The organism is Halobacterium sp. CBA1132, from assembly GCF_001485535.1.
GTDB lineage: Archaea > Halobacteriota > Halobacteria > Halobacteriales > Halobacteriaceae > Halobacterium.
The window spans coordinates 1,926,520-1,950,132 of the sequence record NZ_BCMZ01000001.1 but is presented as its reverse complement, the minus strand read 5'-3'; the positions used below and the strand labels follow the sequence as shown (position 1 = coordinate 1,950,132).

Here is a 23,613-nt window from a genome sequence, read left to right as displayed (position 1 = left end):
GGTAGCACCGACGCCGTAATAGGCGTCGGGATTTCGGCTGGCCGCTTGCGACTACCGCGGCGCCGCCGCTATCTAACGAAACTCCGAAAGAAGCGTGGTGTCGGTGTCGCCGTGAGGCGACGAAAGAACCGAGTTAGAGTCGGACGACGTTCGTCGCGCGCGGACCCTTCTCAGCCTCTTCGATGTCGAATTCAATCTCTGTGCCTTCGGTGAGGTCCTCGCCGCCGACGTCCTCCATGTGGAAGAAAACGTCCTCGTCCGCGTCCTCAGTCTCGATGAAACCGTAACCGCCAGTGTCGTTGAAGAAGTCAACCGTACCTTCTGCCATTACAACCACACGAAAGCCGGGTAGACGGTTAAGGGTTGGCATCCGTCTTTCGTGGCGACGAACGCCTGAAACACGCGCGTTCGCCGGCCTGCGTTTGGCCCTCGGCGGCCAACTGATTTTTTGCGACTCGCGACGCACGCCCGATAATGGCGACACACCACATTCCGAAGGGCGTGAGCCTCGACACGCTCGAGGACATCGTCGCTGGGTGGGACACGGTAGGCGCGGCCGCGGAGCCGAAGTACACGACCGACGTCGCGGACGCGACCGGCATCTCGGACGCGGTCGGCCGTCAGACGAAGTTCCTCGAAGAAGTCGGCGTGCTCGACTCGGACGGACAGAAACACCGCCTCACGGACGAGGGGCAGGCGCTAGCGGGTGCGCTGGCCGTCGACGACGACGAACGCGCGAGCGAGCGCGCCAACGACCTCCTCGCGGACTGGGCGGTCACCGAGGCGGTTCGGGGTATCGTCCGGGAGAATCCGTCCAGCGAGGACGACCTCGTGCCGCTGGTCGGGGCGGTCACCGGGCAGGACCCCGAGAACGGCCGCGCCCGCAGCGGCATTACGACGCTGCTGAACCTGTACGACTGGGCGGGGCTCCTCGACCGCGACGACGAGCGATACGTGCTCCCGGAGGACGAGCGACCGGCGGAGCCGGCAGCAGCGGGCGAGGCCGGTACGGCGGACCACGAACGCGCCGTGGAGCGCGCGGCCGAGCGCGCAGCGGCGGCCGCCGAGCAGGCCGAACGGGCCGCCGACGCGGCGGGCGAGACTGCGGTCCGCGCCGAAGACGCGGCGGAGCGCGTCGCGGCGGTCGGAGAGACTGTGGTGGACGCCGCCGCCCGCGTGGAGCGCGCCGAGGAGTCGGTCGCTTCGGCGACCGCGGACGTCGAGGACGCGGCGGTGGAAGCCACCGAGGCCGGCAGCGAGAGCGAGGCTGAATCAGAGCACGAGGACGTGCTGGAAGCGGAGTTGGCGGACGCCGTGGAGTCCGTCGAAGCGGGAGTGGAGGCGGCCGGCGAGGAAGTCGACGAGCCCGCGGAATCGGGGGCCGAGTCGGTCTCGGACCTCGCGGAAGTGGCCGACCGCGCCGGGCTTCCGGGCGGGAGGGGCGCGACTGAAACGGCCGAGGCGGCGGTCGAGGCGGCGGAGGATGCGCCCGAGACGGCGGTGGAAGCGGCTGAACCGACCGACAGCGCGGCGGGCGCGCCGGCGGTCGACTTGGCGTTGAGCGACGGCACCGAGGTGAGCATCGCGGTTGACGAGGAGAACGGCGTCGAGATATCGGTGGACGGAGACGTCGACCTCGCGGATCTCGACGTACGGGGTGCCGGGGACGCTGCGGAGGCAGCCACCGATGACGACCTGCGAACGGACGGCGGCGCCGAGAACGGCTCGGACGCCGACATCGACGTGTCCGAGGAGGACGGCGCCGTGACCGTCGAAATCGGCGCGGACCCGGGCATCACCATCTCCATCGGCGGCGAGGACGCTGACGGCGAATCCGCGGAGGCGTCCGGGGAAGCCGAGGAAGAGAGCGAAACCGCCGACGAGGCCGTCGAGAGAGTAGTCGAGGAGTCGGCGGGAGAAGCCGGGGAGACGACTGATGAAGCCGCGGGAGAAGCCGAAGAAACCGCCGAAGACGAGGGGGAAGAAGTGGCCGAGGACGCAGGCGAGGACGGCGAACCGACGGCGGTCCCCGGCGAAGCTATCGAAGCGCTCGTGGAGGCGACCGAGGCTTCGGACGTCGAGTCGCTCGTCGAGGACGTTGCGGCCGCCGCCGACGCGGAGACGGACGCGGCCGGCGACAGTGATTCGGGCGGCGGCGAGCACGCGCTCTCGCTGGAAGTCGACTTGGACGCCGACCCAGAGGACCTCGAAGTACTCGTGGGGAGTATCCGGCGCGGGCTGACCGGCGAGAGTGAGGACGACGAGCAGTCCTAGCGGAGCGGGTCGGTGGTGACGAGCAATTTCGGTTTCTGCGACGCAATTTCGCCGTCGTTGCCTCGCTGTTCGTCACGCTCAGCGACAGCTACTCGGTACGAAGAAGTCGGCCTCGGCACTCATAGGGCTCGTCGTCCCGCGGGAGCCACCCCGGGTCGGCCCGGTGTCGTCGTCATCGGCCGCGTGGATGTACTGGGGCCACGGACAAGAGGATTCCGAGCGCGCGTTCGCGCGGCGGCGTCGAGGCGTTCAGACGCCGTCGGGCATCGCGTGGTTCTCGTCGTCGGTGAGGTTGCGGAGGCGGTCGCTGTGTCCCGCGTCGAACTGGGACTGGCACTGGGCGACCCACGACGCGGCGGTGTCGTCGTGCTGTTGGGCCGTGTCGTCGCCAGCGGGGGGTGACGTCGGTGTGGGTGTCGCGTCGGTCTGGGTTTCGGTGGTCGGGTTCGGTTCGGTCGTGGTTCGGGTGTGTGTGCTCAACGTCTAGAGTGTGGTGGAGAGTCGGTCTGGGGGCTGTACGGCCGGGAAGGAGTTACTCGCGTACAGGTACGACCGACATGACGTATCTCCCACTGCGAGGACGAATATAATAAATGTTCCTGTATGATTCCGAAGCGAGCGCAGACCGACCGGGAGCCTACCCGCTACTGAGCGCTGAATCCGGTCCGAGAAACGAGAATCGCAGGCGGCAGAACGAGCGTGGCCGAGCGCTACGCGGGCTCGTCAGTCGTCGTCGGCGGCGGCCGTAGCGGTGGCGTCGTCTTCTTCGGCTTCGGCTGTCTCGTCGTCGACGCGCGGGAAGTTCCGGATGGTGGCGTCGCGGAACGCGTCCTCGTCGAACTCGTGGTCGTCCTCGAAGAACTCGAGGAGCTGCTCGGTGTCCCGCATCGCGTTCTTCAGGCACGTCGATGCGCCCGGCGAGGGCGTGATGTTGAAGATGATGCCGTCGCCCGTAATCTTGGCTTCGCCCATGTCGAGGGACTTCGCCTCCGTGTCGACAATCTGTGGGCGGACGCCGCCGTAGCCTTTCGCGCGCTCGATGTCGTCGAGGGTCGCGCTCGGCACGACCTTCTGGACTTCCGGGAGGAACGTGCGCTTCCCGATTTCGGGGACGTCGTAGACGAGGTTGCGGACGACGTACGGGAAGAGGATGCGGTCGGCGAGGATGTTCGCGTAACTCAGGAACGAGTCGACGTTCAGCCCGAAGACGTCGAAGAAGTCCCCGACAGTGTCGAGTTCGCCGCGTTCGAGCGTCGGCACGAGCTTCGCGGTCGGGCCGAAGCGCGTGATGGAGTCGTCGTGGACGTCGGCGTCCCCGTGGACGGCGGCGAACGGGAGCTTCTTCATCTGGAGCGTGTACACTTTCCCGTTGAGGAAATCATCCGCGAGGAAGAAGCTCCCCGCGACCGGCAGCAGGCTCTTGTTCTCGCCGTAGCCCATCTCCTTGGCGATCTGGAGGCTGTGCGAGCCGGCGGCGACGACGGCGACGTCGGACTCGAACCAGCCCTCGTCCGTCTCGACGAGGAACTCGTCGCCGGTGTCGTTGAGCTCCTTCACTTCAGTGCCGGTGTAGACGTCGACGCCGTCGACTTCCTCGGCTTCGTCGACGAACGACTGAGCGGTCATCCCGTAGTCGACGACGTAGCCGTCCGGCGTCTGGAGCGCGAGCATCTCCTTGTCGTCGTCCCGGCCCTTGACGACGTTCGGTTCGAGGTCCGCGATCTCGTCGCGGTCGATAGCTCGGAGCTTCGGGTAGAGGTCGCCGAACCCCTCCTCGTGGTAGCGGGACTCCAGTTTCTCGACTTCCTCCTCGCCGACCCCGAGGACCATCTTCGAGCGCTTGCTGTGCATCTCGCGGTCGGCGTCCGCGTCTTCGAGGTAGCCGGCGAGCAGTTCGGCGCCCTCCTTGACTTCCTCGGCTTTCTCGAGCGTGTAGTTCGTCTCGATGTCCCCGAAGTGCAGTGTCTGGGAGTTGTTCGTGCTGTGGGAGTTGATGGCCGCGATCTCGTCTTCTTTCTCCACCAGCGCGATGTTCTCGATGTCCGTGAACTTCGCAGCCGTGTACAGCAGCGAAGCTCCGCTGATACCCCCGCCGACGATGAGTAAGTCGTATTCGTCTCTCATGCTTGAGTGTCTCCCGCGCGGTAGTCCGTACAGTAACCTGGGTGGCGATTCTGCTACTTAACTCTCCCTTTCCACGGACGACAGAAATTCTCTCGAAAACGGCGTCGAAGTCGCCTCATTCGGTATTTTTCGCTGGAAGATCGCTGCGTGACGAAGGGGGGTTTCGTCAGTCGTCGTCAGCCGTGGGCGCGCCGCCTGAACTCCGGTCGGCGGCGCCGGCGACGCGATCGATTGCGTCCGCGCCCAGCACCGCGAACGCGACGAATCCGACCTTACTGATGAAGTCGAGGTAGACGACCACGATGGTCTCCATCTCCGGTTGGAGGATGCCGATGCCGGTCGGCGCGAGCACCCACACCACGGGGTACAGCGTCCACAGCACGACCGTGAGGTTCCGCAGCGTCGTGAACGTCGCGTCCACGCGCGGGTCGGCGTTCTCGCCGAGCGCCGCGGGCAGCGTGCGCATCAGCCCGTAGAGGAGCGCGACGTACGCGACGCAGCCGACCGCATAGAACGCCCACTTCTCGGGCGTCGGCGAGAGCGCGGCGCCGATGCCGGCCGCGATGACGACGATGTCGGCCACCACGAGGGCCGCGTACACTCGCTTGCCCGGACGGGACAGCATCGCGAGGTACAACACCAGCAGCGGCGTCGTCGCCAGCCAGTCGGCGTACCGCGCGAGCTGGACTGTGTAGTCGTTCACGTCGAGCGCGCCGACGCCGACCGCCATCAGCGCGTACGCCACCGCGGCGATGCCGGTGACGCCGACGAGGACGGCGTGGAAGCGGCGCCGCGAGGGGTTGTAGATGGCGTCACGCACGGGCAACAGCGTGCCCAGCGTCATGCCGATGGCGCCGACCCAGAACCACGTTTCCAGCGCCATCTCAGTTCACCTCCTCCTCGCCGCGGGCGTCGAAGTCCGCGAGCAAGTCCTCCAAGGTGACCGCCCGCTCCGCGAGGTCGGCGGCGGCGTCCCCGACCTCCGAGAGCGTCTCGGTCTGTTCGTCCGCCGCGTCCGCGACGTCCGTCGACTGCGCGGCGGTCTCCTCGCTGATGCTCGCCACTTCGTCGACGGCGGACGCGACCCGCGAGGCGGCTTCGGCCTGCCGGTCGGTCGCCTCCCGAATCTCGCCGGCCGCGGAGTCCGTCTGCGCGACGAACTCCACGACGTCGTCGAGGGCCGCCGCGGTCTCGTCCACGGTTTCGCGGCCGTCCGCGACGTACTGGCTGGTCTCGCGCATCTCGTCGGCGACGTCGCTGACCTGCTCCTGTAAGTCCAGCAGCCGGTCCTCGACGTCTTGGGCGGCGGCGTGGGACTCCTCGGCGAGGCCCTTCACCTCGTCGGCGACCACCGCGAACCCGTCGCCCTCGGCGCCCGTGCGCGCCGCTTCGATGGACGCGTTCAGCGCGAGCAGGTTCGTCTGCTCGGCGATGTCCGCGATGACGTCGACGACCTCCCCGAGGTCGTCCATCTCGCCGTCGAGAGCGTCCATCGCGGCCGCCGCGTCCTCGGCTTCCGCCGCGACTTCGTCCATCGTCGCGACCGCGTCGTCGGCGGCGTCCTGGCCGTCCTCGACCGCGTCGGCGGCCTGTCCGGCCGTGTCCGCGAGCGACGCGACGGTCTCGGCGACCTCCTCGGCGCTCGCGGAGAGGTCGTCGACCTCCCCAGCGACCTCGTGGAGGCGCTCGGTCTGCTCGGTGGCGCCGTCCGAAATCTCGTCGACGGCGCCGGAGACGTTCGCGCTGGCGTCCATGGCGTCCGTCGCGCCGTCGTCGACGCTGGCGGCCGCCGTGGAGACGTGGTCGGCGAACGAGGACGCCGCGGCGACGCTGTCCTCGATGTCGTCGAGCATCGCGTTCAGCGACCGGCCGACCCGCGCCATCGCGTCGTGGCCGCGGTCGGCGTCGACGCGCCGCGTCAGGTCGCCGTCAGCGACTGCGTTCATCGCGTCGTCGTAGTCCGCAGCCGCGGCCTCCAGTTCGCGCGCTGTCTCCTGGGCGGACTGGCGGGCCTGCTCGGCTTCCTCGCGCTGCGCTTCGGCGTCTTCGCGGGCCGCCTCGGCGTCGGCCTTCGCGGCTTCGGCCTCCGAGAGCGACTCCGACAGCGAGTCCCGCATCCGGCGGAACGACCCGGCGAGCGTGCCGAACTCGTCGTTCCGGTTGGTCTCGATGGTGGTGTCGAGGTTGCCGTCGGCCATCTCGTCGGCGCGCGCCGACAGTTGGCGCAGCGAGATGACCGTCGTCGACCCGAGCGTCACGCCGACGAGCGCGAGACTCACCACCGTCAGGAGGATGAGTCCGACGACGCTGGACGCCACGTAGTCCCCGAGCGCGAACGCCTGGCTCGCGGGCGCGTGAACCATCACGGCCCAGTCGGCGCCCTCGACGGGCGCGGCAGCCATCACGGTCTGACCGTCGTTCATGAACGTCGACTCCGAGAGCGAGCGTTCGAGCATCATCTCGCTGCCCTCGTGGCTCCCGAGCACTTTCGAGGCGTCGGTGTGCGCGACGTTCGTCCCTTGGCTGTTCACGACGACGGTGTCGCTCCCGTCGACGACCTCGTCGAAGCCGCTAGTGAGTTGGTTCACGTTCACCATGTAGACGAGGCGCTTGTCCGGGGCGCCGTCGACCGGCGACAGCACAGCAACCACCGGGAAGTCGACGACGCCGACCTCGAACGGCGCGGTCACGGCGACGTCGCCGGTCCCCTCGAACTCCGGCGGGTCCGTCGCGAACGCCGCGCCCTGTTCGCCGGCGTTCACGCCGGTCAACTCGTCGCTGGAACTCTCGACGATTTGCTGGCTGGCGGCGTCGTAGTAGTGGACCGCCACGACACCGTCGGGCAGTGACTCGCTGGCCGCGAGTTCGTCGAGGAACGACGAAATCTGCTCGCTGTCACCGGACGCGAGCACCGGCCGCGACGACGCCAGCCGCGTCTGGCCGCGCACGTTGTCGAGGAATGCGTCCAGTTGCGCAGCGCGGGCGTCCGCGGTCGCGGACAGCTCCGAGCGCACGTCGTCCTGTAGTTGGTCGTTCGTCTGCTGGTACACCATCGCGCCGACGCCGACGGCAATCGCGACGACGACGAGCAGGGCTACGGCGAGTTTCGCTCCGTAGCTCCCCCGGACTCGTTCGAACTGGCGGGCAATCCCCATCTTCCTCCGTCCAGTCTCCGGGATACGTCAAAAGGGTTGGCCCCCGATTTTCGCTCGTGATACTGTCTCTCGGCGAGTCTCGCCGGGAGACAGCAGATGCGGTGGCACCGCGAAGCGGCGGCGCGCTCAGAGCCCGGTCGGGTGGTCGACGAACGTCGTCCCGACGCCCCAGTCGTCGGCCACCGACTGGAGCGCGCGCACGCCCAGCGTCTCCGTCGCGTAGTGGCCCGCGAGGAACACAGAGATGCCGGCTTCCCGGGCTTCGTGGTAGAGCTTCTGCTTGCCCTCGCCGGTGACGAACGCGTCCACGCCGTCGGCCTCGGCCTCCCGAATCCAGTCCGCGCCGCTGCCCGTGAGTACCGCGACTTCTTCGAGGGTTTCGGGGCCGAAGTCGAGCACTTGCACACCGCCCTCGGGGTCGAGTTCGTCGTCGAGGGTGGCCGCGAGTTCGTCCGTCGTGAACCCCGACGGTGCGGTCCCCCGCGACCCGAGGTGTTCGCCGGCGTGCGCGCCGAACGGCGCGCGGTTCTCCAGCCCGAGCAGGTCGGCGAGCCGCGCGGCGTTCCCGAGTTCCGCGTGGCCGTCCAGCGGGAGATGGGCCGCGTACAGCGCGCAGTCGCCGTCCAGCAGCGCCTGCACGCGGTCGTATTCGCGGCCGGTCACCGCGTCGATGCCGCCCCAGACGATGCCGTGGTGGACGACCAAGAGGTCCGCGCCCCACTCGACGGCTTCCTCGATGGTCGCTGTCGCGGCGTCCACCGCGAACGCCACTCGCTCCACGTCGGCCTCGCCGGGGCCGACCTGCAGGCCGTTCGTGGCGGCGTCCTCGTAGTCGTCGACGCGCAGTCGCTGGTCGTACTTCGCGACGATGTCCGAGAGGTCCATGTACGACTGCGCGGGCCCCGGGAACTTCTAGGCGTCGGCGTACCTTTTGCTGCGCGCGGCGCGAAATCGCGCCGCGCTGGCAAAAGCTACGCCAAAAGCACTCCTCACTCCCTACGGTCGCTCGTCGGCCCGCTCACTCGCTGTGCTCACGGCTGCGCCGTTCGCGCGTATCGAGTCGCGTAGCGGCTCGCTGTGCTCGTTCGCGGTGAGTGTTCTCTCAGAGTAGGGGATAGCGACGCTACGCGTCGGCGTGGGTGTGTATGAACTCCCGGAGGAGTTTCGCCGCGAGCGTGGCGGCCTGTCCGTCGTCGCGGTCGTTGACCTCCACGACGTCGAACGCGACTGACTGCGGGGCGAGCGCGCGAACGAGGTCGCGCATCGTCGCGGAGTCGAGGCCGAACGGCTCCGGCGTCCCCGTCCCCGGTGCGTACGCGGGGTCGGCGGCGTCGATGTCCACTGAGAGATAGACAGACCCCTCCACGTCGGGCGTCCAGTTGGCCGCGTCGTCGGGACGCACAACCGTAACATCACTCTCGGCGGCGCGTTCCCACTCGGCTTCGTTGCCCGAGCGCGCGCCCACGACGATTGCTTCGTCGGCGACGTCGAGCGCGTGGCGGGTGACCGTCGAGTGACTCAGCGCGTCGCCGCCCAGTTCCTCGCGGAGGTCGAGGTGGGCGTCCAGCGCGACGAACGTGTCGGGGTCGGCGGCGCGCACGCCCGCCACGGAGACGGTGTGTTCGCCGCCCAGCACGACCGGCACGGCGTCCGCCCAGTGGACGTCAGTCAGGACGCCTTCGAGGTAGTCGAGGTACTCCGCGGTGTCGTGCCACGCGTGGACGTCGCCGTGGTCGGCGACCCGTAGCTCGGAGAAGTGTGTCCCCGTCGCGGGGTGGAAGTCCTCGAACGTGCGAGCGAACTTCCTGATGCGGTCCGGGCCGAAACGCGCGCCCGGACGGAACGACGTAGAAGCGTCCAGCGGCGCGCCCACGGCGACGTAGTCCGCGTCGGCGAACGGCGCGTCCGCGGACTCGTCGGCGGGGCTGGCGCCGGGGAACATCCGTTACTGGAGAATCTTCCGCTTGTCCTCGAACTCGAGGAACTCGATGTTGTCGTCCGCCGAGAGGTCGAGGTCGGCGGGAATCTGCATCGTCACGGTCTCGTAGGTGTCGAGGTCCATGACCTGCGCGACCGTCTCGGACTCGATCGAGACGACCTGCCCCTGCTTTCGCTCGATGATGGGGACCCAGACCTTCGCGTCGACGGGCTGACTGAAACTGCGCTTCTTCCCGTCGAAGACGCCCTCGGCCTCGACGCGGGCCTTCGCGCTCCCGTGCTTGCCGGGCTTGGCGGTGCTGTAGGCGTTGATCTGACACGGCGTGTCCTCGATCATGACGTAGTTGCCTTCCTGCAGTTCCCGGACTTCGGTCTGCTCTTTCGCCATACGCCCGGATTCACGCCTGCCGTGTATAAACGGTTTGGAACGCGTTCTGGCCGGGAGAGGCCCCCACGCTCGCGGAGACCGCACTTAGAGCACGTCGTCGACGCGCGCCAGCCCCTCGCGGAGTTCGTCGGTCGGCAGCCCGAAGCCGAGCCGGAAGTGGTCGTCGTAGGACTCCCCGCCCGTCGAGAAGCAGTCTCCGGGCGCGAGCACGACGCCGGCGCCCTCGACGACCGTCCGGCAGAACGCCCGCGAATCCTCGAAGCCCGCGGGCACGCGCAGGAAGACGTTGCAGCCGACGGGGTCGGGCCAGTCGAGGCCGTGGCCGCGCGCCCACTCGGCCGTAATCTCGTGGTTCTCGCGGACGTGTTCGAGCGCCGCCGAGCGCAGGCTCTCTTCCTCGCCGTCGAGTACCTGCCGGGCGACGTGCTGGCCGAACTTCGACGGGGAAATCGTCGTGTAGTCCTTCCAGCGCTCTGCGGCCGCCACGACCTCCGCAGGCCCGGCGAGCCAGCCGAATCGGAGGCCCGCGAGCCCGTACGCCTTCGAGAGGCTGGCCGTGCTGATGCCGTACTCGCCCATGCTCGCGACTGGCGGGACCGGGTCCTCGGCGAGCAGCCGGTACACCTCGTCGCCGAGCAAGTAGGCGTCGTTGGCCGCGGCAACGTCGTAGAGCGCGCGCATCGCGCCCTTGGAGTGTTTGCGGCCGGTCGGATTGTTCGGGTTGTTCACGACCACCAACTCGGTCTCGGGCCGAATCGCGTCCGCGACCGCGTCCACGTCCAGCGTCCACTCGGGTTCGTTCAGGGGGACGCGGGTCACGTCGCAGATGGAGTCGGGGACGGCGTGGAGGCTCTGGTAGGTGGGCGTGACGACGACGGCGTGGTCGCCGGGCGACAGCAGCGACTGGAACGCCAGAAAGTTCGCCTCTTGGGTGCCCACGGTACACAGCACCTCGTCGGCGCTCCGGCCGTAGTCCGCGGCAATCGCCTCGCGCACGTCGGGCGCGCCGTCGGTCGGGATGACGTAGCCGAGGTCGCCGGGGTCGGTGTCGAAGCGGTCGGCGGGCACGCTGCGCACGCCGCTCTCCGCGAGCATCACGTCGGCGTCGTGTTCGTACTCCGCGAACCACCGCTCCAACTCGAAGGGGTCGACGTCCACAGTCGGCGTTCTCGCGGCAGCGTCAAAACAGGGCCGGTGGCGGCGTCAGTCCTCGCGGCGCTCGCTGAGGTTCTGCCGCGTGAACTGCGGAGTCGCAAGCGTCCCGCGGCGCTTCCGGAACGACTTGAAGAGGGCGACGCCGACCGCCGCCGTGAACGCGCCCACGACGCCGGCCGCGAGCAAGTCGGCTTCCACGTAGAGGAACGCCGTCGTGGGGAGGCTCGTTGCGAACGTGAGTCCGAGCACCACCCGGCGCGCCAGCCGGTCGACCACGCCGTCGCTGTCTTCGAGGTCCGCGCGCACGTGGAAGTCCTCGCGCTCCACGCGGTCCAGCGCGGACTCCAACTTCGGCGGCACGCGCACCGCAGACTGGGCGGCCTGCTGGAACTGGTCGGCCGTCTCCTCGGCGAACTGCCGAATCGACTCCTCGCGGTAGCCCTCCTCGGAGAGGTAGTCGGTCGCCACCGAGATGAAGTCGAACTCGGGGTCGAGGGTGACACAGACGCCCTCTACGACGGTCGCCACCCGCAACACGAGCGCGAGGTTCGACGGCAGGCGAAGCGGGAACTCGTAGATGGTGTCCTCGACCTGGCCGACGATTTGCTGGACGCGGTACGTCTCGATGTCCTCCCCGCGGGCGTCCTGAATGGCGAGTTCCATCACGTCCGCCATCGTCGCGCGGTCGGCCTCCGGGGAGAGCGTCCCCATCTCGATGAGGGCGTCCAGAATCGCGTCGATGTCCTGGTTGGCGACGGCGACGTAGAAGTCGACGATTTTCGACTGGACGAACTCGTCGACGCGCCCGCTCATCCCGAAGTCGTAGAACACCACTGCGCCGTCGTCCCGCACCGCGAGGTTCCCCGGGTGCGGGTCGGCGTGGAAGACGCCGTCCTCGATTATCATCTGGAGGTACGCGCGCTCGACGGTTTCGGCGACCTGCGAGCGGTCGACGCCGCGGCGGTCCAGTTCCGCCACGTTCGAGATTTTCGTCCCCGGGATGTACTCCATCGTGAGCACGCGGCTGCTGGAGTGCGTCTCGTAGACGGACGGAATCACGATGTCGGGTTCGTCGGCGAAGTTCCCGCGAATCTCCGTGAGCATCTCGGCTTCACGGGCGTAGTCCATCTCCTCGCGGATGGTCTTCGCGAACTCGTCGGCGAGGTTCTGGAGGCTGAACGCCCGCGACTCCCCGACGAAGCGCGCGACCACGGGCAGCGTCCACCGAATCACGCGTAGGTCCGCCTCCACGAGGTCCTCGATGTCGGGCCGCCGCACCTTCACCGCGACCTCGTCGCCGTCTATCTTCGCGGTGTACACCTGGCCGAGGCTCGCGCCGCTGATGGCGTCCGCGTCGAAGTCGTCGAAGCGCTCGTCGACCGGCCCGAGTTCCTCCTCCAGGACGACCTTCGCGTCCTCGTAATCCGCGGGCGGCACGCGGTCTTGGAGGTCCGCCAGCACCTCCACGTACTCCGGCGGGAGCACGTCCGGCCGGGTCGACAACAGTTGCCCGAGTTTGATGAACGTCGGCCCGAGCGTCAACAGCGAATCCAGCAGTCGACGGGCGCGCGCCACCCGCATCTCTGCGGTGACGCGGCGCTTCCCGCCGAACAACACGAACCGCCGCCGGTCACGCAAGTACCCCCACACGAGCGGGAGGAACTGCCAGACCACGACGACGAACCGCCGGTACGCCCTGAACAGCGCCACTCGTCTACCCCTCGATGGGTACGGTGTGGCTGTCGGCGCCGCGCTTGGGCAGTTGGACGTCGAGCACGCCGTCCTCGACGCTCGCGGACGCCCCCTCGTCGGTGGCGTTCGGCGGCAGCGGGAGTTCCAATTCGAGGAACAGCGACCGCTCCTCGCTGCGGTAGTCGAAATCTGCAGGGACGTCCTTCTCGCGGCGCGCGTCCACCGCGAGCGTCCGCCCCTCGATGCGGACGTCGACGGTGTCCGCGGTCGCTCCCGGCACGTCGACGACGAACGCGTAGGCGTCGTCACTCTCTAGGACGTCGACGAACACGGAGTCGGGCAGGCTCCCCAGTGCTTCGCGCAAGCGGGACATACAACGGCGTTGGGTCGGCGCGGCGTTAAACCCGGTGGTCGTCGGCGGGAACGACCGCGAAAACGAAGTGGACCGTCCACGATGGACGGGCGCGCTCGCAGTGGGGGACGACGACGAGCGCGCGAAACCGGCTGTGCTTCGACACACCGGATGGCGTCCTGACAGACTCTGACGCGGACCACGCGGATGGGGGAGTAGCGCGGTCCAACTGCGTCGCCAACGACGAGGGGGATTGGGGGATGTCCGGCGACGCACCGTGACGCTCAGTGTGCCCTGACCGGCGGCGAACGTCTGCCGCCACTCGACTCGAAGGGCGCCGGGGTATTCAACGATGCAGTCGCTCACGCCGGATTACCGACGGTTAAGCCGAATTAAGCCCGGTTTTCGGGCTGTTGGACGGGTTCGTGGGGTGGTTCGGTCGTCGGGGTGGGTGCGCTGGGGTGTTCACGGGTCGGTCGCGAGTCGGTGACCGGTCGCGGGTCGGTCGCGCTGCTCGCGGGTCGCTTCGGTCAGCCACGCTGCTCGCGGGTCGCTCCGCTCCCCGCTCGCCATAACGTGCTCTCCCTACGGTCGAGCACGCGCGCCCACCCTGCTCACGCATCGCTGCGCTCCGCGTTCGCAATAACGCGGCGCGCCTCAGGCGCGCCGCGCTGCTCACGGCTCACTCCGTTCGCCGTTCGCATTAACGCGGCAGTCCGCTGGACTGCCGCGCAGCCTTTACCCCGACCCCAACCCAACACACGCTCATGACCGAACACGACCGGCACGACGCCGGCTTCAAGGAACGAACACGCGTCGAGGCCGCGCGCGAGCGACTCCTCGACCGGGTCGCGGTCCACGACCGCACCGAGCGCGTCGCCCTCGAAGACGCGGACGGGCGGACGGTCGCGACTGCCGTCACCGCCGAGCGGGACGTTCCGCACTACCGGCGCGCGGCGATGGACGGGTTCGCGGTCCGCGCACCGGACACGTTCGGCGCGAGCGACCGCTCGCCGGCGGTCCTCCGCGACGGCGACGCCGAGCGCGTCCACACGGGCAGTGCGGTCCCGGAGTGGGCGAACGCGGTCGTGATGGTGGAGCAGACCGACACCACTGCCGGCGACGTGGAAGTGTTCTCGGCGGTCGGCGAGGGCGAGAACGTCGCGCCGGTCGGCGAGGACGTGGCGGCGGGCGACCGGCTCTACGAGCCCGGACACCGCCTCCGGCCCTCCGACCTCGGGCTGTTGAAGTCCGTCGGCCTGCGCGAGGTCGAGGTCTACGAGCGCCCCGAAGTCGCGGTCGTTCCGACCGGCGAGGAACTCGTGCAGGACGACCCCGAACCGGGCGAGGTCGTGGAGACGAACGGTCTCACTATCTCTCGGCTCACGGAACGATGGGGTGCGAACACTCGCTACCACGATGTCGTCACCGACGACGAGACGGCGCTCGCGGCGGCCGTGGAGGGCAACGTCGACGCGGACATCGTCGTGACCACGGGCGGGTCGTCGGTCGGCGAGCGCGACCTCATCCCGGAGGTCGTCGACGACCTCGGCGAGGTGTTCGTTCACGGCGTCGCGCTGCGGCCCGGCCACCCGGTCGCACTCGGCGAGGTCGCGGGGACGCTCGTGGTGATGCTGCCCGGCTACCCCGTCGCGTGCATCGTGAACGCCGTGCAGTTCCTGCGGCCCGCAGTCAAGCGCGTCGGCGGGATGCCCGTCGACGACCCGCCGAGCGTGCGGGCGCGCCTCGACGGAAAGATTCGCTCCGAACCGGGCGTGCGGACGTTCGCCCGCGTTCGTCTCGGTGAGGGCGGCGACGAGCGCGTCGCGACGCCGGTGAGCGCGAGCGGGAGCGGCGTGCTCTCCAGCGTCGCGCTCGCTGACGGCTGGGTGGTCGTCCCCGAGCAGACGGAGGGCTTCGACGCCGGCGAGACAGTGGCCGTCGAGAACTGGGAGGCGCACCGATGAGCGACCGCAAGCAGTTCCGTGACCTCGCCAGCCCCGAGGAGGCCCACGCGGTCATCGACGGCCTCGACCTCTCGCCGGGCGTCGAGCGCGTCGAACTGGACGACGCGGACGGCCGCGTGCTCGCGGACCGCATCGACGCCCGCCTCGACGTGCCGGGGTTCGACCGCGCGAAGGTCGACGGCTACGCCGTCCGCGCGGCGGACACGTTCGGCGCGAGCGAGACCGACCCCGTTGAAGTGGAGTGCGTCGGCGACATCCACGCGGGCAGCGAACCCGACGTCAGCGTCGGCGAGGGGACGTGCGCCGAGATTTCGACCGGCGCGCCCGTGCCACCCGGCGCGGACGCCGTGGTGATGGTCGAACGCACCGCGCGCGTGGAGCAACGCTCCACGGAAGGAGCGAGCGGTGAAACCGCGAGCAGCGACGGAGACACGGTCACGGTCAGAACCTCGCTCGCGCCCGGCGACGGCGTGATGGTCGCGGGCGCGGACGTGGCGGCGGGCGACCGCGTCCTCGGCCCGGGGACGGTGCTCACGTCCCGGGAAATCGGCCTGCTCGCCGCGCTCGGGATGGAGACGGTGCCGGTGCGCGAGAAGCCCCGGGTCGGCATCGTGTCCACGGGCGACGAACTCGTGCGGCCGGGCGGCGAGGTGAGCCACCGCGCGGGCCAGATTTACGACGTGAACAGCTACTCGATTGCCGCCGCCGTGCGCGACGCGGGCGGCGAACCGGTGCTGTACCCGCACGCCGGCGACGACTACGACGAGCTAGCGCGCGTGCTTCGCGACGCCGCGGACGACTGTGACCTCGTCCTTTCCTCGGGGTCGACCTCCGCGAGCGCGGTCGACGTCGTCTATCAGGTCGTCGAGGAGCGCGGCGAACTCCTCCTGCACGGCGTCAGCGTCAAGCCCGGGAAGCCGATGCTCGTCGGGGAGATGGGCGACGCGGCGTACGTCGGCCTCCCCGGCTATCCGGTCTCGGCGCTCACCATCTTCCGGGCGTTCGTCGCGCCCAAAATCCGGGACGCCGCCGACCTCCCGGAGCCGCGCTCGGCGACCGTCGAGGGACAGATGGCGGTCCGCGAGCGCTACGGCGAGGGCCGCACGCGCCTGATGCCCGCCGGACTCGTGGAGTCCGGGGACGGCGAGACGCTCGTCTACCCCGTCGACAAGGGCTCGGGCGCGACCACGAGCCTCGTCGAAGCCGACGGGACCGTCACCGTCGATGCCGACACCGAGTACCTCGACGAGGGCGAGACCGTCGACGTGGAGTTGTTCTCGCCGTCCGTCCGCCCGCCCTCGGTGTTCGCGGTGGGCGAGCGCGACCCCGGCTTCGACCGCGTGCTCGACCGACTCTCGAACCCGCGATTCCTCGGACTGGGCGCCCGCGAGGGCGCGCGCCGCCTCCGCAACGGTGTGCCGGACGTCGCCGTGACGACGGACAGTCGAGGAGAGGGTGAGGAACTCGCGTCGTGGACCCGGGAGTGGGGGTTGGTCGTCCCCGCAGGAAATCCGCTCGCAATCTCCGGCGTCGCGGACCTCGTGGACGCCGAGGTGACGCTGTCGAATCGTACGACGGCGAGCGGGCTGCGCGACGCCTTCGACGACGCGCTCACCGAGTTGGCCGACGAACGCGACAGCGACCGACGGACGCTCGCCGAGGAAATCGACGGCTACGAGCGCGAGACGAAAGGGACGGAGAGCCCGGCGCGAGCGGTCTTGGAGGGCGACGCGGACGCCGGCCTCGCGCTGCGCGCGACGGCGGACCGCCTCGGCCTCGAATTCGTGCCGGTCGGCGAGCAGGCGGTGCGCGCGCTCGCGAACCCCGAGCGCGTCGAGAAAGCCGGCGTACGGGAACTCGCGGCCGTCCTCGACGACGCCACTGACGTGTTCGCGGACCTCGCGGGCTACGACGCCTAGTCCGCGCTCCGGGGCGCGAAGAAGAGGTCGTCGAAGGACTCGACGCGGTGGTCGCCGAGGACGCAGTGCCCGCGCTTGTGCGGGTCGTGGCGCTCGACGTGGACGCCGTCGAGGCCGGCGTTCCGAGCGGCGCCGACGTCGCTCTCGGCGTCACCGACGTAGACGCCGTCGTGGTCGGGCGCCACGTCGAGGCCGTCGAGCGCGAGTTCGATGGGGCGCGGGTCGGGCTTCCAGCCCGTGTCGTCGTCACAGCAGACCACGACATCGAACCAGTCGCCGATGTCGAGGCTGTCCATCACGGGGCCAGTGAGGAACTCCGCGCAGTGCGTGACCACGCCTACGGGCCCGTCGAGGTCCGCGACCTGCGCGGCGTCGTCGTAGAGGTACGTCGCTTCCGCTCGCGTGGCCGGGTCTTCGACGTCGTGGAACGCGTCCCAGAACGCCGACGGCTCGAACCCCCACTCGCGCAGCTGGGCGTCCCGCGAGCCGCCCAGACCGTGCCACAGCACCTCCGCTTGGTAGTCCGAGAACTCGTGGCCGACGCGGTCGCCGACGCGGTCGAACACCTCCCGCGTGTACGACCACTCGGTGTCAACGAGTGTGCCGTCGAGGTCGAACAGCCAGACGTCGTAGTCGGCGGCCTGCATCAGACCAGCCAGTAAGGGGTTCGCCGCCAAGTGTTTTGCCCCGGCGCGTCAGTCGGTCACTTCCACCGAACTCCCGAGGTACTTGTTCAGCACCTCGGGCGTGCTGTCGGCGTTGAACAGGTCGAGGTGCGCGCCGATTTCCTCCTTGAGCGCGTCGTAGTACTCGCGGTCGGTCTCCAGCGCGCGGTACGCCACGGAGTCGACCGGGACGCCGAGCGCGTCACTCGTCACTTCCCGGAAGTGGTCGGAGTCCCCGATTTCACCGCGCCAGAGGTTGTCCCGGAAGAACAGCCACCCGGGTTCGCCGGGGTCGGCGGCCGCGCGCTCCACGCGCGTCTCGAAGACGTCGGGGTCGACGCGAACCCCACGTTCGGGGTCGAGGCGGAACCGCACGGCGAAGGCGTACCGGGCGTCCATCCTACCGGAGTTCGTCGCAGAGCTCCGCGAGGTCGATGTCCTGTCCCGTCACGCCGCCCGCCTCGTGGCTCGTGAACCGCACTTCGACCTCCTCGTAGCGAATTCGAATCTCGGGGTGGTGGAACTGCTCTTCGGCGAGTTCGCCGACTTCGGAGGCGAACGCCACGCCCTTGAGGTAGTCGTCGAACTCGTACGTGCGCACGATTTCGTCGCCCTCGCGCTCCCAGCCCTCGGGCGTCCGTTGGTCGATTTCGTCCTCGGAGAGGAGTTCTGCCATGGTCGTGCCGTCACACGCCAGCCACAAAACCGTATCCGCCGTCACGACGAAGGACCTGCGCGACGACCCCGGAACTGATGGCCGCGAACTGGTCGCTGACAGTCGCCACCGCGGTCGGCGTCGCGCTCGTCCTCGCGGTCGCGGTCGCCGCGGACGCCGCCGGCCTCACGGGCGCAGCGGCGCTGCTGCCGCCGCTGGCCGCCGGAATAGTTATCGCAGCAGGAATCAGGCTGGGGTACGCTTAGTCCTCGGACTCGGCGGGCGTTGCCTCCCCGGCGGGCGCGTCGAACGGCATCCCGTCCTCGAAGTCCGGGTCGAACAGCTCCAAGGCGGTCGCGATGGTCGACCAGTCGTCCTCCTCGGCGGCATCTCGCAGGCTCTTCGTCGGCGCCGCGAGCAGTTGGCTGACGAGCGCGTCCGCCATCGACTCCAGCACTTCCCGCTCCTCCTCGGAGACATCGCCGCCCGCCGCTTCCAGTTTCGAGACCGCCGTCGAGACCTCGCGGGCCTTCAGGCGGTCGGCGCTCTCGTACATGCGCGCGATGACCTCGTCGGCGCGCTTGCGCTTGTACTGGGCGAGCAGCCGCTGGAACTCCGCTTCCAGCATCGCCTCGACCTCGCGGGCGGCGTCCTCGCGCTGCTCGCGCGTGGACTCGGTGACCGCGTGGAGGTCGTCGAGGTCGTGGACCGAGACTGCGTCGAGGGTTGTCGCGTCGGGCGCGACGTCGCGCGGACGAGCAAGGTCCACGATTACCGTCTCGCCGGCGTCGGCCAGCGCCGTCTCGTCGAGCACGTGTTCGGGGCTGCTCGTCGCGGTGACGACGACGTCCGCGTCCGTCGCGTGGTCGGGCGCCTCGTGCAGCGACGCGGTCTCGGCCTCCGCGTCGACGGCCTCGGCCACCCGGTCGGCGCGCGCGGTCGTCCGGTTCGCAACGACCACGCGGTCGACGCCCGAACTCGCGAACGCCTTCGCCGCGAGCGCGCCCATCTCCCCTGCACCGACGACCAGCGCGCTCGCGCCCTCCACCTCAACTTCGCCTTCGACGAGGCGGACGGCGGCGCTCCCCAGCGACGTGACGCCCTCGTTGATGGCCGTCTCGGTGCGCGCGCGCTCACCGACGTGGATGGCCTTCGTCACCGCCTGCCGGAGCACGTGCCCGATTGCGCCGGCGTCCTGCGCGGTGTCGTAGGCGTCCCGCACCTGGCCGAGAATCTGGTCCTCGCCGACGACCAGTGATTCGAGGCCGGCGGCGACCCGGAGGAGGTGGCGCAGGCTCTCCTCGTGTCCCATCGAGACGGCGCCCTCTGTAGCCGGGTCGAAGCCCGCGGCGGCCAGCGCTCGCTTGCCGGCCCGCGGTTCGTCCGCGACGACGTACGCCTCCGAGCGGTGGCACGTCTGAATCACGAACGCTTCCTCGACGGCCGGCTCGACGAGCAGCGCGTCGAGCGCGTCCGCTTCGCTGTCCGCACTCGCGGCCTCCAACTCCGAGAGGGAGGCCGACTCGTGGGAGACGCGCACGCCCGAGACGACGCCTGTGTTTCCGTTCACGTGGACCACTCTGAGTTCCCCACGACGCCTGTGACGACGTCGTCGGCTGTTTGCCGGGCGTTTGTCCCACCAGTACGTAAAGCCTTCCAAACCGGCCCCGAGCGCACCACCGCCCTGACCGCATCTCGGCGCGTCCCGGGGTCGACGTCCGCGGCTTTCAGTTCCGCCCGGAGGGCCGCTGTCAGCTCCGCCATCCCGCCCGCACCGGCGAGTTCGTCCGTCAGCTGCTCGCGGAGGTACTTCGAGAGCGCGGGACTCGAACCACCAGTCGACACCGCGACCGCCACGGGGTCGTCGCGAACCGTCGCCGGCACGACGACGCTGTCGGCGTCCCGCTCGCCGGACTCGTCCGCGCGATTCACGAGCGCGCCGGCGTCCCGCGCCGCGGCCGCGAACGCGTCGTTGACTTCGCCGTCGTCGGTCGCCGCGACCACGAGCACCGGGTCGGTTCTATCCACCCAGTCGGCTGCGTCCTCGGGGTCGGGAGCGGTCTGCACGCGCTCGGCGTCGCCGAAGTTGGCGTCCGCGAACGCCGGACTGAGAACCACCACGTCGGCCTCGCGGGCGAACTTGCGGGCCTTCCGCGCGCCCACCGGTCCGCCGCCGACGACCAGCACCGTCTCGCCGGTGAAGTCGTGGAACAGCGGAATCACGCGACCGCCCCGCTCATGCGGTGTTGGCGTCCGCGCGCTCGGCCAACCGGATGCCGGTCTTCTTCAGGATGCGCGTCGAGAACAGCGTGTCCCAGTCGTCGTCGCCGACGTCCCAGTACTCGGCCATCACGTCCCGGACTTGCTCGATGCGCTGCTGGCTCTCCGCCTCGCTGCGCCCGTGCGTCATCGCGAAGAAGTTGTACTCCCAGACGCCGTCGTGGCGCGGGCGCTCGTAGCAGTGCGTGACGAAGTCGAGGCTCGCCACCGCGGGACCGACCTCGTCGACGAGGTTGTCGGGCACGTCCCAGACGGTCATCCCGTTCTCCGTGTACCCCAGCGAGTAGTGGTTCGGGATGACGCCGACGCGCCGGACCTTCCCTTCCTCGTTGAACCGCCGCAGCGTCTCCACGACCCAGTCGGTCTCCTGGCCGATTTCCTCGGCGACCGCCTGATACGGCGTCTCCACGACCGGGAGACCGTCCTGCACTTCCAACACGAGGTCGCGCTCGGCCGGCGTCAGCGTGTCGCGGTCGGTCGGGTCCGGCGTCGGCCCGAGGTGCGAGAGGTCCACGTCGCCGTCCGAAATCGGGCCGTCGACGAGGAACTTCGCCTCCACGCGGAACTCCCGCTGCTTCGGGAGGTTGTACGTCGTCTGCCCGGTTTCGGCCTCGATTTCCGTGAGCACGTCCTCGACGTTCTCGTCGTCCGCGACCGACACCACGAACCACATGTTCAGGTGCGGGTGCTCGCGCTCGTAGTTGTGCGCGACCTCGCGGAACCCGTTGACCGTCTCCGCTATCTCGTCGAACTCGTCCTCGGGCGCGTGCATCGCCACCAGGGACGCGTTCCCGCCGATCTCCTCGGCGTTGATGAGCGCGCCGAACCGCGTCAGCACGTCCTCGTCGTCGAGGCGGCGAACCCGGTCGAGCAGGCCCGCCGGGTCGATGTCCACGCCCCGCGACCGGAGCGCGTGCGCCGCCGGCTCGAACGGCCGGTGTACGACCGGGAACCCCCCCTGAAACGCGTTCAGTACCGCGCGGTCCCGGTCGTCGAGGTCCGCGATATCCATAGCCACAACTGAGGGGGCGCGAACCATAAACGGCCCGACTCACGCTACGCACTGGGAATAGAGAAGTACGACAGCGCTTCCGACACCGGTACAGCCGACGCTTCGTGTTCGCGCAGCCGTCCCGGGGTTAGGCGTCGAAGCCGTCCTCCTCGATGCCGACGACGTGTTCGACGCCGTCGAGGGCGCGAATCTCGTCGAGGATGGCGTCGTGGTCGCCGGTCGCCTTCCAGTACAGCACGAGGTCGAACGTCCCCTCGCGGAGCAACTGCTGGCACTCCCAGACGAACTCGTCGCCGTCGAGGGTGAGCCCCTGGTGCTGGTTCACGCCGAACTCGTCGCTGTCGTTGCCCGAGTAGACGTACGTGTCGCCGACGTCGGCGTGCTCGGCGGCGGCGCTGCCGGCGTCGAGGGTGAGCTGGTGGAGCATGCTCTCCGCGCTGGACTCGTAGCTCGTGTGGACGACTGCGCCCGCGAGCTCGATGTCGCCGGGCTGCAGGAGTTCGACCGTCTCCCGGTAGAGGTCCTCGTTGACCGTCTCGCTCATAGCTGAGCCGAGACGCTTCCGTACCATACGTGTGGCGGTTCGCCGCCGCGGAACGCCACGGAGGAGACGCTACGCGTCGGTTACGGAAGTTCGAGGAGAAAGCCCGCGTGCTTTAGCGCGGGGATGAATCCGAGAAATCTTCCGTGAACCACGTTCGAGGTGCGGAACGATATGTTTTAAGTAATCAGCTATCGTGATATTATCTGACTGAGGCGGTCTATCCGCCCGATTAATCGGACAGTATCAGGATTCCCCGACTCCAAGCGGAAGACACCCTCTTCCGTGTCGGAACTCGGGTATAGGCAGTAAGAAGTACCTCCGAATCCCATGCCGGGATAGGAGTAACGGCTGGTTGGCACAGCCCGTCGCCGTCCTTCGAGGTGGCGACAAACCTTGAACATCCCAACTCAGCGGCTCGGTGCCGTGGGAATCTTCTCCCTTCACGGCGGAGAGGATGTCAAGCGGACCCTGACAATCCTCCTGGCGCGACGAGGGTGACGCGAGTGTCCCGCCAACAGACCGCAACCACCACCGAGCAGAAAACTGATACGTGCGACTGTCCTCCTCACGCCTGATGCGAACGTGGCTCCGCTCGGTGTTGAACGCCGGCTACGAGCGCGTGCTCCGCCGCGAGGTCGACGGCGCGCCCGAGCACGTCGCCGTCATTCAGGACGGCAACCGTCGGTACGCCCGACAGCGCGGCGACGACGCGACCGACGGCTACGAGTCCGGCGCCGAGACGACCGAGCAGGTCCTCGACTGGTGCGCCGAACTCGGCGTCCAGGAGCTCACGCTGTACGCGTTCTCCACGGAGAACTTCGAGCGACCACCCGAACAGCAACAACACCTCTTCGACCTCCTCGAAGCGAAGCTGACCGAGTTCGCGGACGCCGACCGCGTTCACGACGAGCGCGTGCGGATTCGCGCTATCGGCGACATCGAGCGCCTCCCAGAGCGCGTCCGCGAGGCCGCGGAGTACGCGGAGGCCCGGACCGCGGGCCACGACGGATTTACGCTGAACGTCGCGCTCGCGTACGGCGGCCGCGCGGAACTGCTCGGCGCCGCCCGCGGCGTCGCGGAAGCCGTCGACGCCGGCGACCTCGACCCCGAAGACGTCGACGCCGCCGAAATCGAGGACCGACTGGCGACCAGTCCCGTCCGCGACGTCGACCTCATCGTGCGCACGGGCGGCGACGAGCGCACGTCGAACTTCCTGCCGTGGCACGCCAACGGCAGCGAGGCCGCCGCGTTCTTCTGCACGCCGTACTGGCCGGAGTTCTCGAAGACGGACTTCCTGCGCGCCGTCCGCACCTACGAGTCTCGGGAGGCGTCGTGGCGGCGGACGCGAGCAGAGCGCGCACTCGCGCTCGTTCGCGCGCTCGGCAGCGAAGTCGGGGAAGCGCGACGCGTCCTCGACCGGCTCCGCGACCACCTCCCCGACCCGCCCGAGGACGTCGAGGCGGAGGGGCAGTCCGCGGACTAACAGTAGAAAC

At 69.2% G+C, this 23,613-nt stretch carries 23 protein-coding genes; 5 read left to right on the top strand and 18 right to left on the bottom strand.

Going from position 1 to position 23,613, the window contains the following annotated elements:
- Positions 1-133 precede the first annotated feature (133 nt).
- Positions 134-328, bottom strand: coding sequence for a cold-shock protein (locus tag AVZ66_RS10170; RefSeq protein ID WP_058983972.1), 195 nt, complete (start codon positions 326-328; stop codon positions 134-136).
- 146 nt (positions 329-474) lie between these two features.
- On the opposite strand from AVZ66_RS10170, the gene AVZ66_RS10165 reads away from it, so the two are divergent.
- The gene (locus tag AVZ66_RS10165; RefSeq protein WP_058983971.1) at positions 475-2,274 is read left to right on the top strand and encodes a hypothetical protein; all 1,800 of its coding nucleotides are present in this window, start codon (positions 475-477) and stop codon (positions 2,272-2,274) included.
- Positions 2,275-2,523: 249 nt separating this feature from the next.
- Here AVZ66_RS10165 and AVZ66_RS10160 read toward each other — a convergent pair whose 3' ends face one another.
- The 10 genes from AVZ66_RS10160 to AVZ66_RS10115 all read right to left on the bottom strand — a co-directional run bounded on the left by AVZ66_RS10160 (position 2,524) and on the right by AVZ66_RS10115 (position 13,099).
- Positions 2,524-2,754 (bottom strand): hypothetical protein, encoded by a 231-nt coding sequence (locus AVZ66_RS10160; protein ID WP_058983970.1) that lies wholly within the window; start codon positions 2,752-2,754, stop codon positions 2,524-2,526.
- 243 nt (positions 2,755-2,997) lie between these two features.
- A complete protein-coding gene (locus AVZ66_RS10155) occupies positions 2,998-4,398 on the bottom strand; it encodes an FAD-dependent oxidoreductase (protein WP_058983969.1) in 1,401 nt (466 codons plus the stop codon).
- 166 nt (positions 4,399-4,564) lie between these two features.
- Positions 4,565-5,281 carry a bacteriorhodopsin gene (locus AVZ66_RS10150; protein ID WP_058983968.1) on the bottom strand — a complete coding sequence of 239 codons (717 nt, stop codon included), beginning with the start codon at positions 5,279-5,281 and terminating at the stop codon, positions 4,565-4,567.
- 1 nt (position 5,282) lies between these two features.
- Positions 5,283-7,553: a methyl-accepting chemotaxis protein gene (locus AVZ66_RS10145; RefSeq protein ID WP_058983967.1), complete on the bottom strand. Its 2,271-nt coding sequence runs from the start codon at positions 7,551-7,553 to the stop codon at positions 5,283-5,285.
- Between the two features lie 126 nt (positions 7,554-7,679).
- Positions 7,680-8,438, bottom strand: coding sequence for a Nif3-like dinuclear metal center hexameric protein (locus tag AVZ66_RS10140; protein ID WP_058983966.1), 759 nt, complete (start codon positions 8,436-8,438; stop codon positions 7,680-7,682).
- Between the two features lie 238 nt (positions 8,439-8,676).
- The gene (speB, locus tag AVZ66_RS10135) at positions 8,677-9,495 is read right to left on the bottom strand and encodes an agmatinase (protein WP_058983965.1); all 819 of its coding nucleotides are present in this window, start codon (positions 9,493-9,495) and stop codon (positions 8,677-8,679) included.
- A gap of 3 nt (positions 9,496-9,498) precedes the next feature.
- Entirely contained in the window at positions 9,499-9,879 is a 381-nt protein-coding gene (locus AVZ66_RS10130) for a translation initiation factor IF-5A (RefSeq protein ID WP_058983964.1), read from the bottom strand.
- 84 nt (positions 9,880-9,963) lie between these two features.
- On the bottom strand, positions 9,964-11,037 hold the full coding sequence (locus AVZ66_RS10125) for an aminotransferase class I/II-fold pyridoxal phosphate-dependent enzyme (protein WP_058983963.1): 1,074 nt from the start codon (positions 11,035-11,037) through the stop codon (positions 9,964-9,966).
- A gap of 45 nt (positions 11,038-11,082) precedes the next feature.
- The gene (locus tag AVZ66_RS10120) at positions 11,083-12,744 is read right to left on the bottom strand and encodes an AarF/ABC1/UbiB kinase family protein (RefSeq protein ID WP_058983962.1); all 1,662 of its coding nucleotides are present in this window, start codon (positions 12,742-12,744) and stop codon (positions 11,083-11,085) included.
- A 4-nt stretch (positions 12,745-12,748) separates the two neighbouring features.
- Positions 12,749-13,099, bottom strand: a complete 351-nt coding sequence (locus AVZ66_RS10115; protein WP_058983961.1) for an Hsp20/alpha crystallin family protein — start codon at positions 13,097-13,099, stop codon at positions 12,749-12,751.
- Between the two features lie 746 nt (positions 13,100-13,845).
- Here AVZ66_RS10115 and glp point away from each other — a divergent pair.
- Together glp and AVZ66_RS10105 are read left to right on the top strand one after the other, a co-directional pair.
- Positions 13,846-15,045, top strand: coding sequence for a gephyrin-like molybdotransferase Glp (glp, locus tag AVZ66_RS10110; protein ID WP_058983960.1), 1,200 nt, complete (start codon positions 13,846-13,848; stop codon positions 15,043-15,045).
- Positions 15,042-16,964 (top strand): molybdopterin biosynthesis protein, encoded by a 1,923-nt coding sequence (locus AVZ66_RS10105; RefSeq protein WP_058983959.1) that lies wholly within the window; start codon positions 15,042-15,044, stop codon positions 16,962-16,964. The genes glp and AVZ66_RS10105 overlap by 4 nt, the downstream gene beginning before the upstream one ends.
- On the opposite strand, the gene AVZ66_RS10100 is transcribed toward AVZ66_RS10105, so the two are convergent.
- Genes AVZ66_RS10100 through AVZ66_RS10090 form a run of 3 tightly spaced genes read right to left on the bottom strand, consistent with a single transcriptional unit; the run spans position 16,961 to position 18,305 of the window.
- Positions 16,961-17,611 (bottom strand): HAD family hydrolase, encoded by a 651-nt coding sequence (locus AVZ66_RS10100; protein WP_058983958.1) that lies wholly within the window; start codon positions 17,609-17,611, stop codon positions 16,961-16,963. The genes AVZ66_RS10105 and AVZ66_RS10100 overlap by 4 nt on opposite strands.
- A 48-nt stretch (positions 17,612-17,659) precedes the next feature.
- A complete protein-coding gene (lwrS, locus tag AVZ66_RS10095) occupies positions 17,660-18,028 on the bottom strand; it encodes an LWR-salt protein (RefSeq protein ID WP_058983957.1) in 369 nt (122 codons plus the stop codon).
- A 1-nt stretch (position 18,029) separates the two neighbouring features.
- On the bottom strand, positions 18,030-18,305 hold the full coding sequence (locus AVZ66_RS10090; RefSeq protein WP_058983956.1) for a 4a-hydroxytetrahydrobiopterin dehydratase: 276 nt from the start codon (positions 18,303-18,305) through the stop codon (positions 18,030-18,032).
- Between the two features lie 77 nt (positions 18,306-18,382).
- On the opposite strand from AVZ66_RS10090, the gene AVZ66_RS16265 reads away from it, so the two are divergent.
- On the top strand, positions 18,383-18,550 hold the full coding sequence (locus AVZ66_RS16265) for a hypothetical protein (protein ID WP_157575645.1): 168 nt from the start codon (positions 18,383-18,385) through the stop codon (positions 18,548-18,550).
- Here the strand turns inward: AVZ66_RS16265 and hemA are convergent.
- The 4 genes from hemA to AVZ66_RS10070 all read right to left on the bottom strand — a co-directional run bounded on the left by hemA (position 18,547) and on the right by AVZ66_RS10070 (position 22,120).
- On the bottom strand, positions 18,547-19,854 hold the full coding sequence (gene hemA, locus AVZ66_RS10085) for a glutamyl-tRNA reductase (RefSeq protein ID WP_058984697.1): 1,308 nt from the start codon (positions 19,852-19,854) through the stop codon (positions 18,547-18,549). The two genes, AVZ66_RS16265 and hemA, sit on opposite strands and share 4 nt — an antisense overlap.
- Positions 19,851-20,507 carry a bifunctional precorrin-2 dehydrogenase/sirohydrochlorin ferrochelatase gene (locus AVZ66_RS10080; protein WP_058983955.1) on the bottom strand — a complete coding sequence of 219 codons (657 nt, stop codon included), beginning with the start codon at positions 20,505-20,507 and terminating at the stop codon, positions 19,851-19,853. Before AVZ66_RS10080 ends, hemA begins: the two co-directional genes overlap by 4 nt.
- Positions 20,508-20,520: 13 nt before the next feature.
- Positions 20,521-21,576, bottom strand: a complete 1,056-nt coding sequence (locus AVZ66_RS10075; RefSeq protein WP_197407751.1) for an Lrp/AsnC family transcriptional regulator — start codon at positions 21,574-21,576, stop codon at positions 20,521-20,523.
- Positions 21,577-21,703: 127 nt separating this feature from the next.
- Complete coding sequence (locus tag AVZ66_RS10070; RefSeq protein WP_058983953.1) at positions 21,704-22,120, bottom strand: DUF5778 family protein; 417 nt, start codon at positions 22,118-22,120, stop codon at positions 21,704-21,706.
- A gap of 574 nt (positions 22,121-22,694) precedes the next feature.
- On the opposite strand from AVZ66_RS10070, the gene uppS reads away from it, so the two are divergent.
- A complete protein-coding gene (gene uppS, locus AVZ66_RS10065; RefSeq protein ID WP_058983952.1) occupies positions 22,695-23,603 on the top strand; it encodes a polyprenyl diphosphate synthase in 909 nt (302 codons plus the stop codon).
- Positions 23,604-23,613 lie beyond the last annotated feature (10 nt).

What these genes read in the sequence shown, in the direction of transcription:
- uppS (WP_058983952.1), top strand. Translation starts at nt 22,695, where the DNA reads ATGCGAACGTGGCTCCGCTCGGTGTTGAACGCCGGCTACGAGCGCGTG.
- lwrS (WP_058983957.1), bottom strand. Translation starts at nt 18,028, where the DNA reads ATGGACGCCCGGTACGCCTTCGCCGTGCGGTTCCGCCTCGACCCCGAA.
- AVZ66_RS10115 (WP_058983961.1), bottom strand. Translation starts at nt 13,099, where the DNA reads ATGTCCCGCTTGCGCGAAGCACTGGGGAGCCTGCCCGACTCCGTGTTC.
- AVZ66_RS10145 (WP_058983967.1), bottom strand. Translation starts at nt 7,553, where the DNA reads ATGGGGATTGCCCGCCAGTTCGAACGAGTCCGGGGGAGCTACGGAGCG.
- AVZ66_RS10070 (WP_058983953.1), bottom strand. Translation starts at nt 22,120, where the DNA reads ATGAGCGAGACGGTCAACGAGGACCTCTACCGGGAGACGGTCGAACTC.
- AVZ66_RS10150 (WP_058983968.1), bottom strand. Translation starts at nt 5,281, where the DNA reads ATGGCGCTGGAAACGTGGTTCTGGGTCGGCGCCATCGGCATGACGCTG.
- AVZ66_RS10090 (WP_058983956.1), bottom strand. Translation starts at nt 18,305, where the DNA reads ATGGCAGAACTCCTCTCCGAGGACGAAATCGACCAACGGACGCCCGAG.
- AVZ66_RS10155 (WP_058983969.1), bottom strand. Translation starts at nt 4,398, where the DNA reads ATGAGAGACGAATACGACTTACTCATCGTCGGCGGGGGTATCAGCGGA.
- speB (WP_058983965.1), bottom strand. Translation starts at nt 9,495, where the DNA reads ATGTTCCCCGGCGCCAGCCCCGCCGACGAGTCCGCGGACGCGCCGTTC.
- AVZ66_RS10170 (WP_058983972.1), bottom strand. Translation starts at nt 328, where the DNA reads ATGGCAGAAGGTACGGTTGACTTCTTCAACGACACTGGCGGTTACGGT.
- AVZ66_RS10130 (WP_058983964.1), bottom strand. Translation starts at nt 9,879, where the DNA reads ATGGCGAAAGAGCAGACCGAAGTCCGGGAACTGCAGGAAGGCAACTAC.
- AVZ66_RS10105 (WP_058983959.1), top strand. Translation starts at nt 15,042, where the DNA reads ATGAGCGACCGCAAGCAGTTCCGTGACCTCGCCAGCCCCGAGGAGGCC.
- AVZ66_RS16265 (WP_157575645.1), top strand. Translation starts at nt 18,383, where the DNA reads ATGGCCGCGAACTGGTCGCTGACAGTCGCCACCGCGGTCGGCGTCGCG.
- AVZ66_RS10140 (WP_058983966.1), bottom strand. Translation starts at nt 8,438, where the DNA reads ATGGACCTCTCGGACATCGTCGCGAAGTACGACCAGCGACTGCGCGTC.
- glp (WP_058983960.1), top strand. Translation starts at nt 13,846, where the DNA reads ATGACCGAACACGACCGGCACGACGCCGGCTTCAAGGAACGAACACGC.
- AVZ66_RS10100 (WP_058983958.1), bottom strand. Translation starts at nt 17,611, where the DNA reads ATGCAGGCCGCCGACTACGACGTCTGGCTGTTCGACCTCGACGGCACA.
- AVZ66_RS10075 (WP_197407751.1), bottom strand. Translation starts at nt 21,576, where the DNA reads ATGGATATCGCGGACCTCGACGACCGGGACCGCGCGGTACTGAACGCG.
- AVZ66_RS10165 (WP_058983971.1), top strand. Translation starts at nt 475, where the DNA reads ATGGCGACACACCACATTCCGAAGGGCGTGAGCCTCGACACGCTCGAG.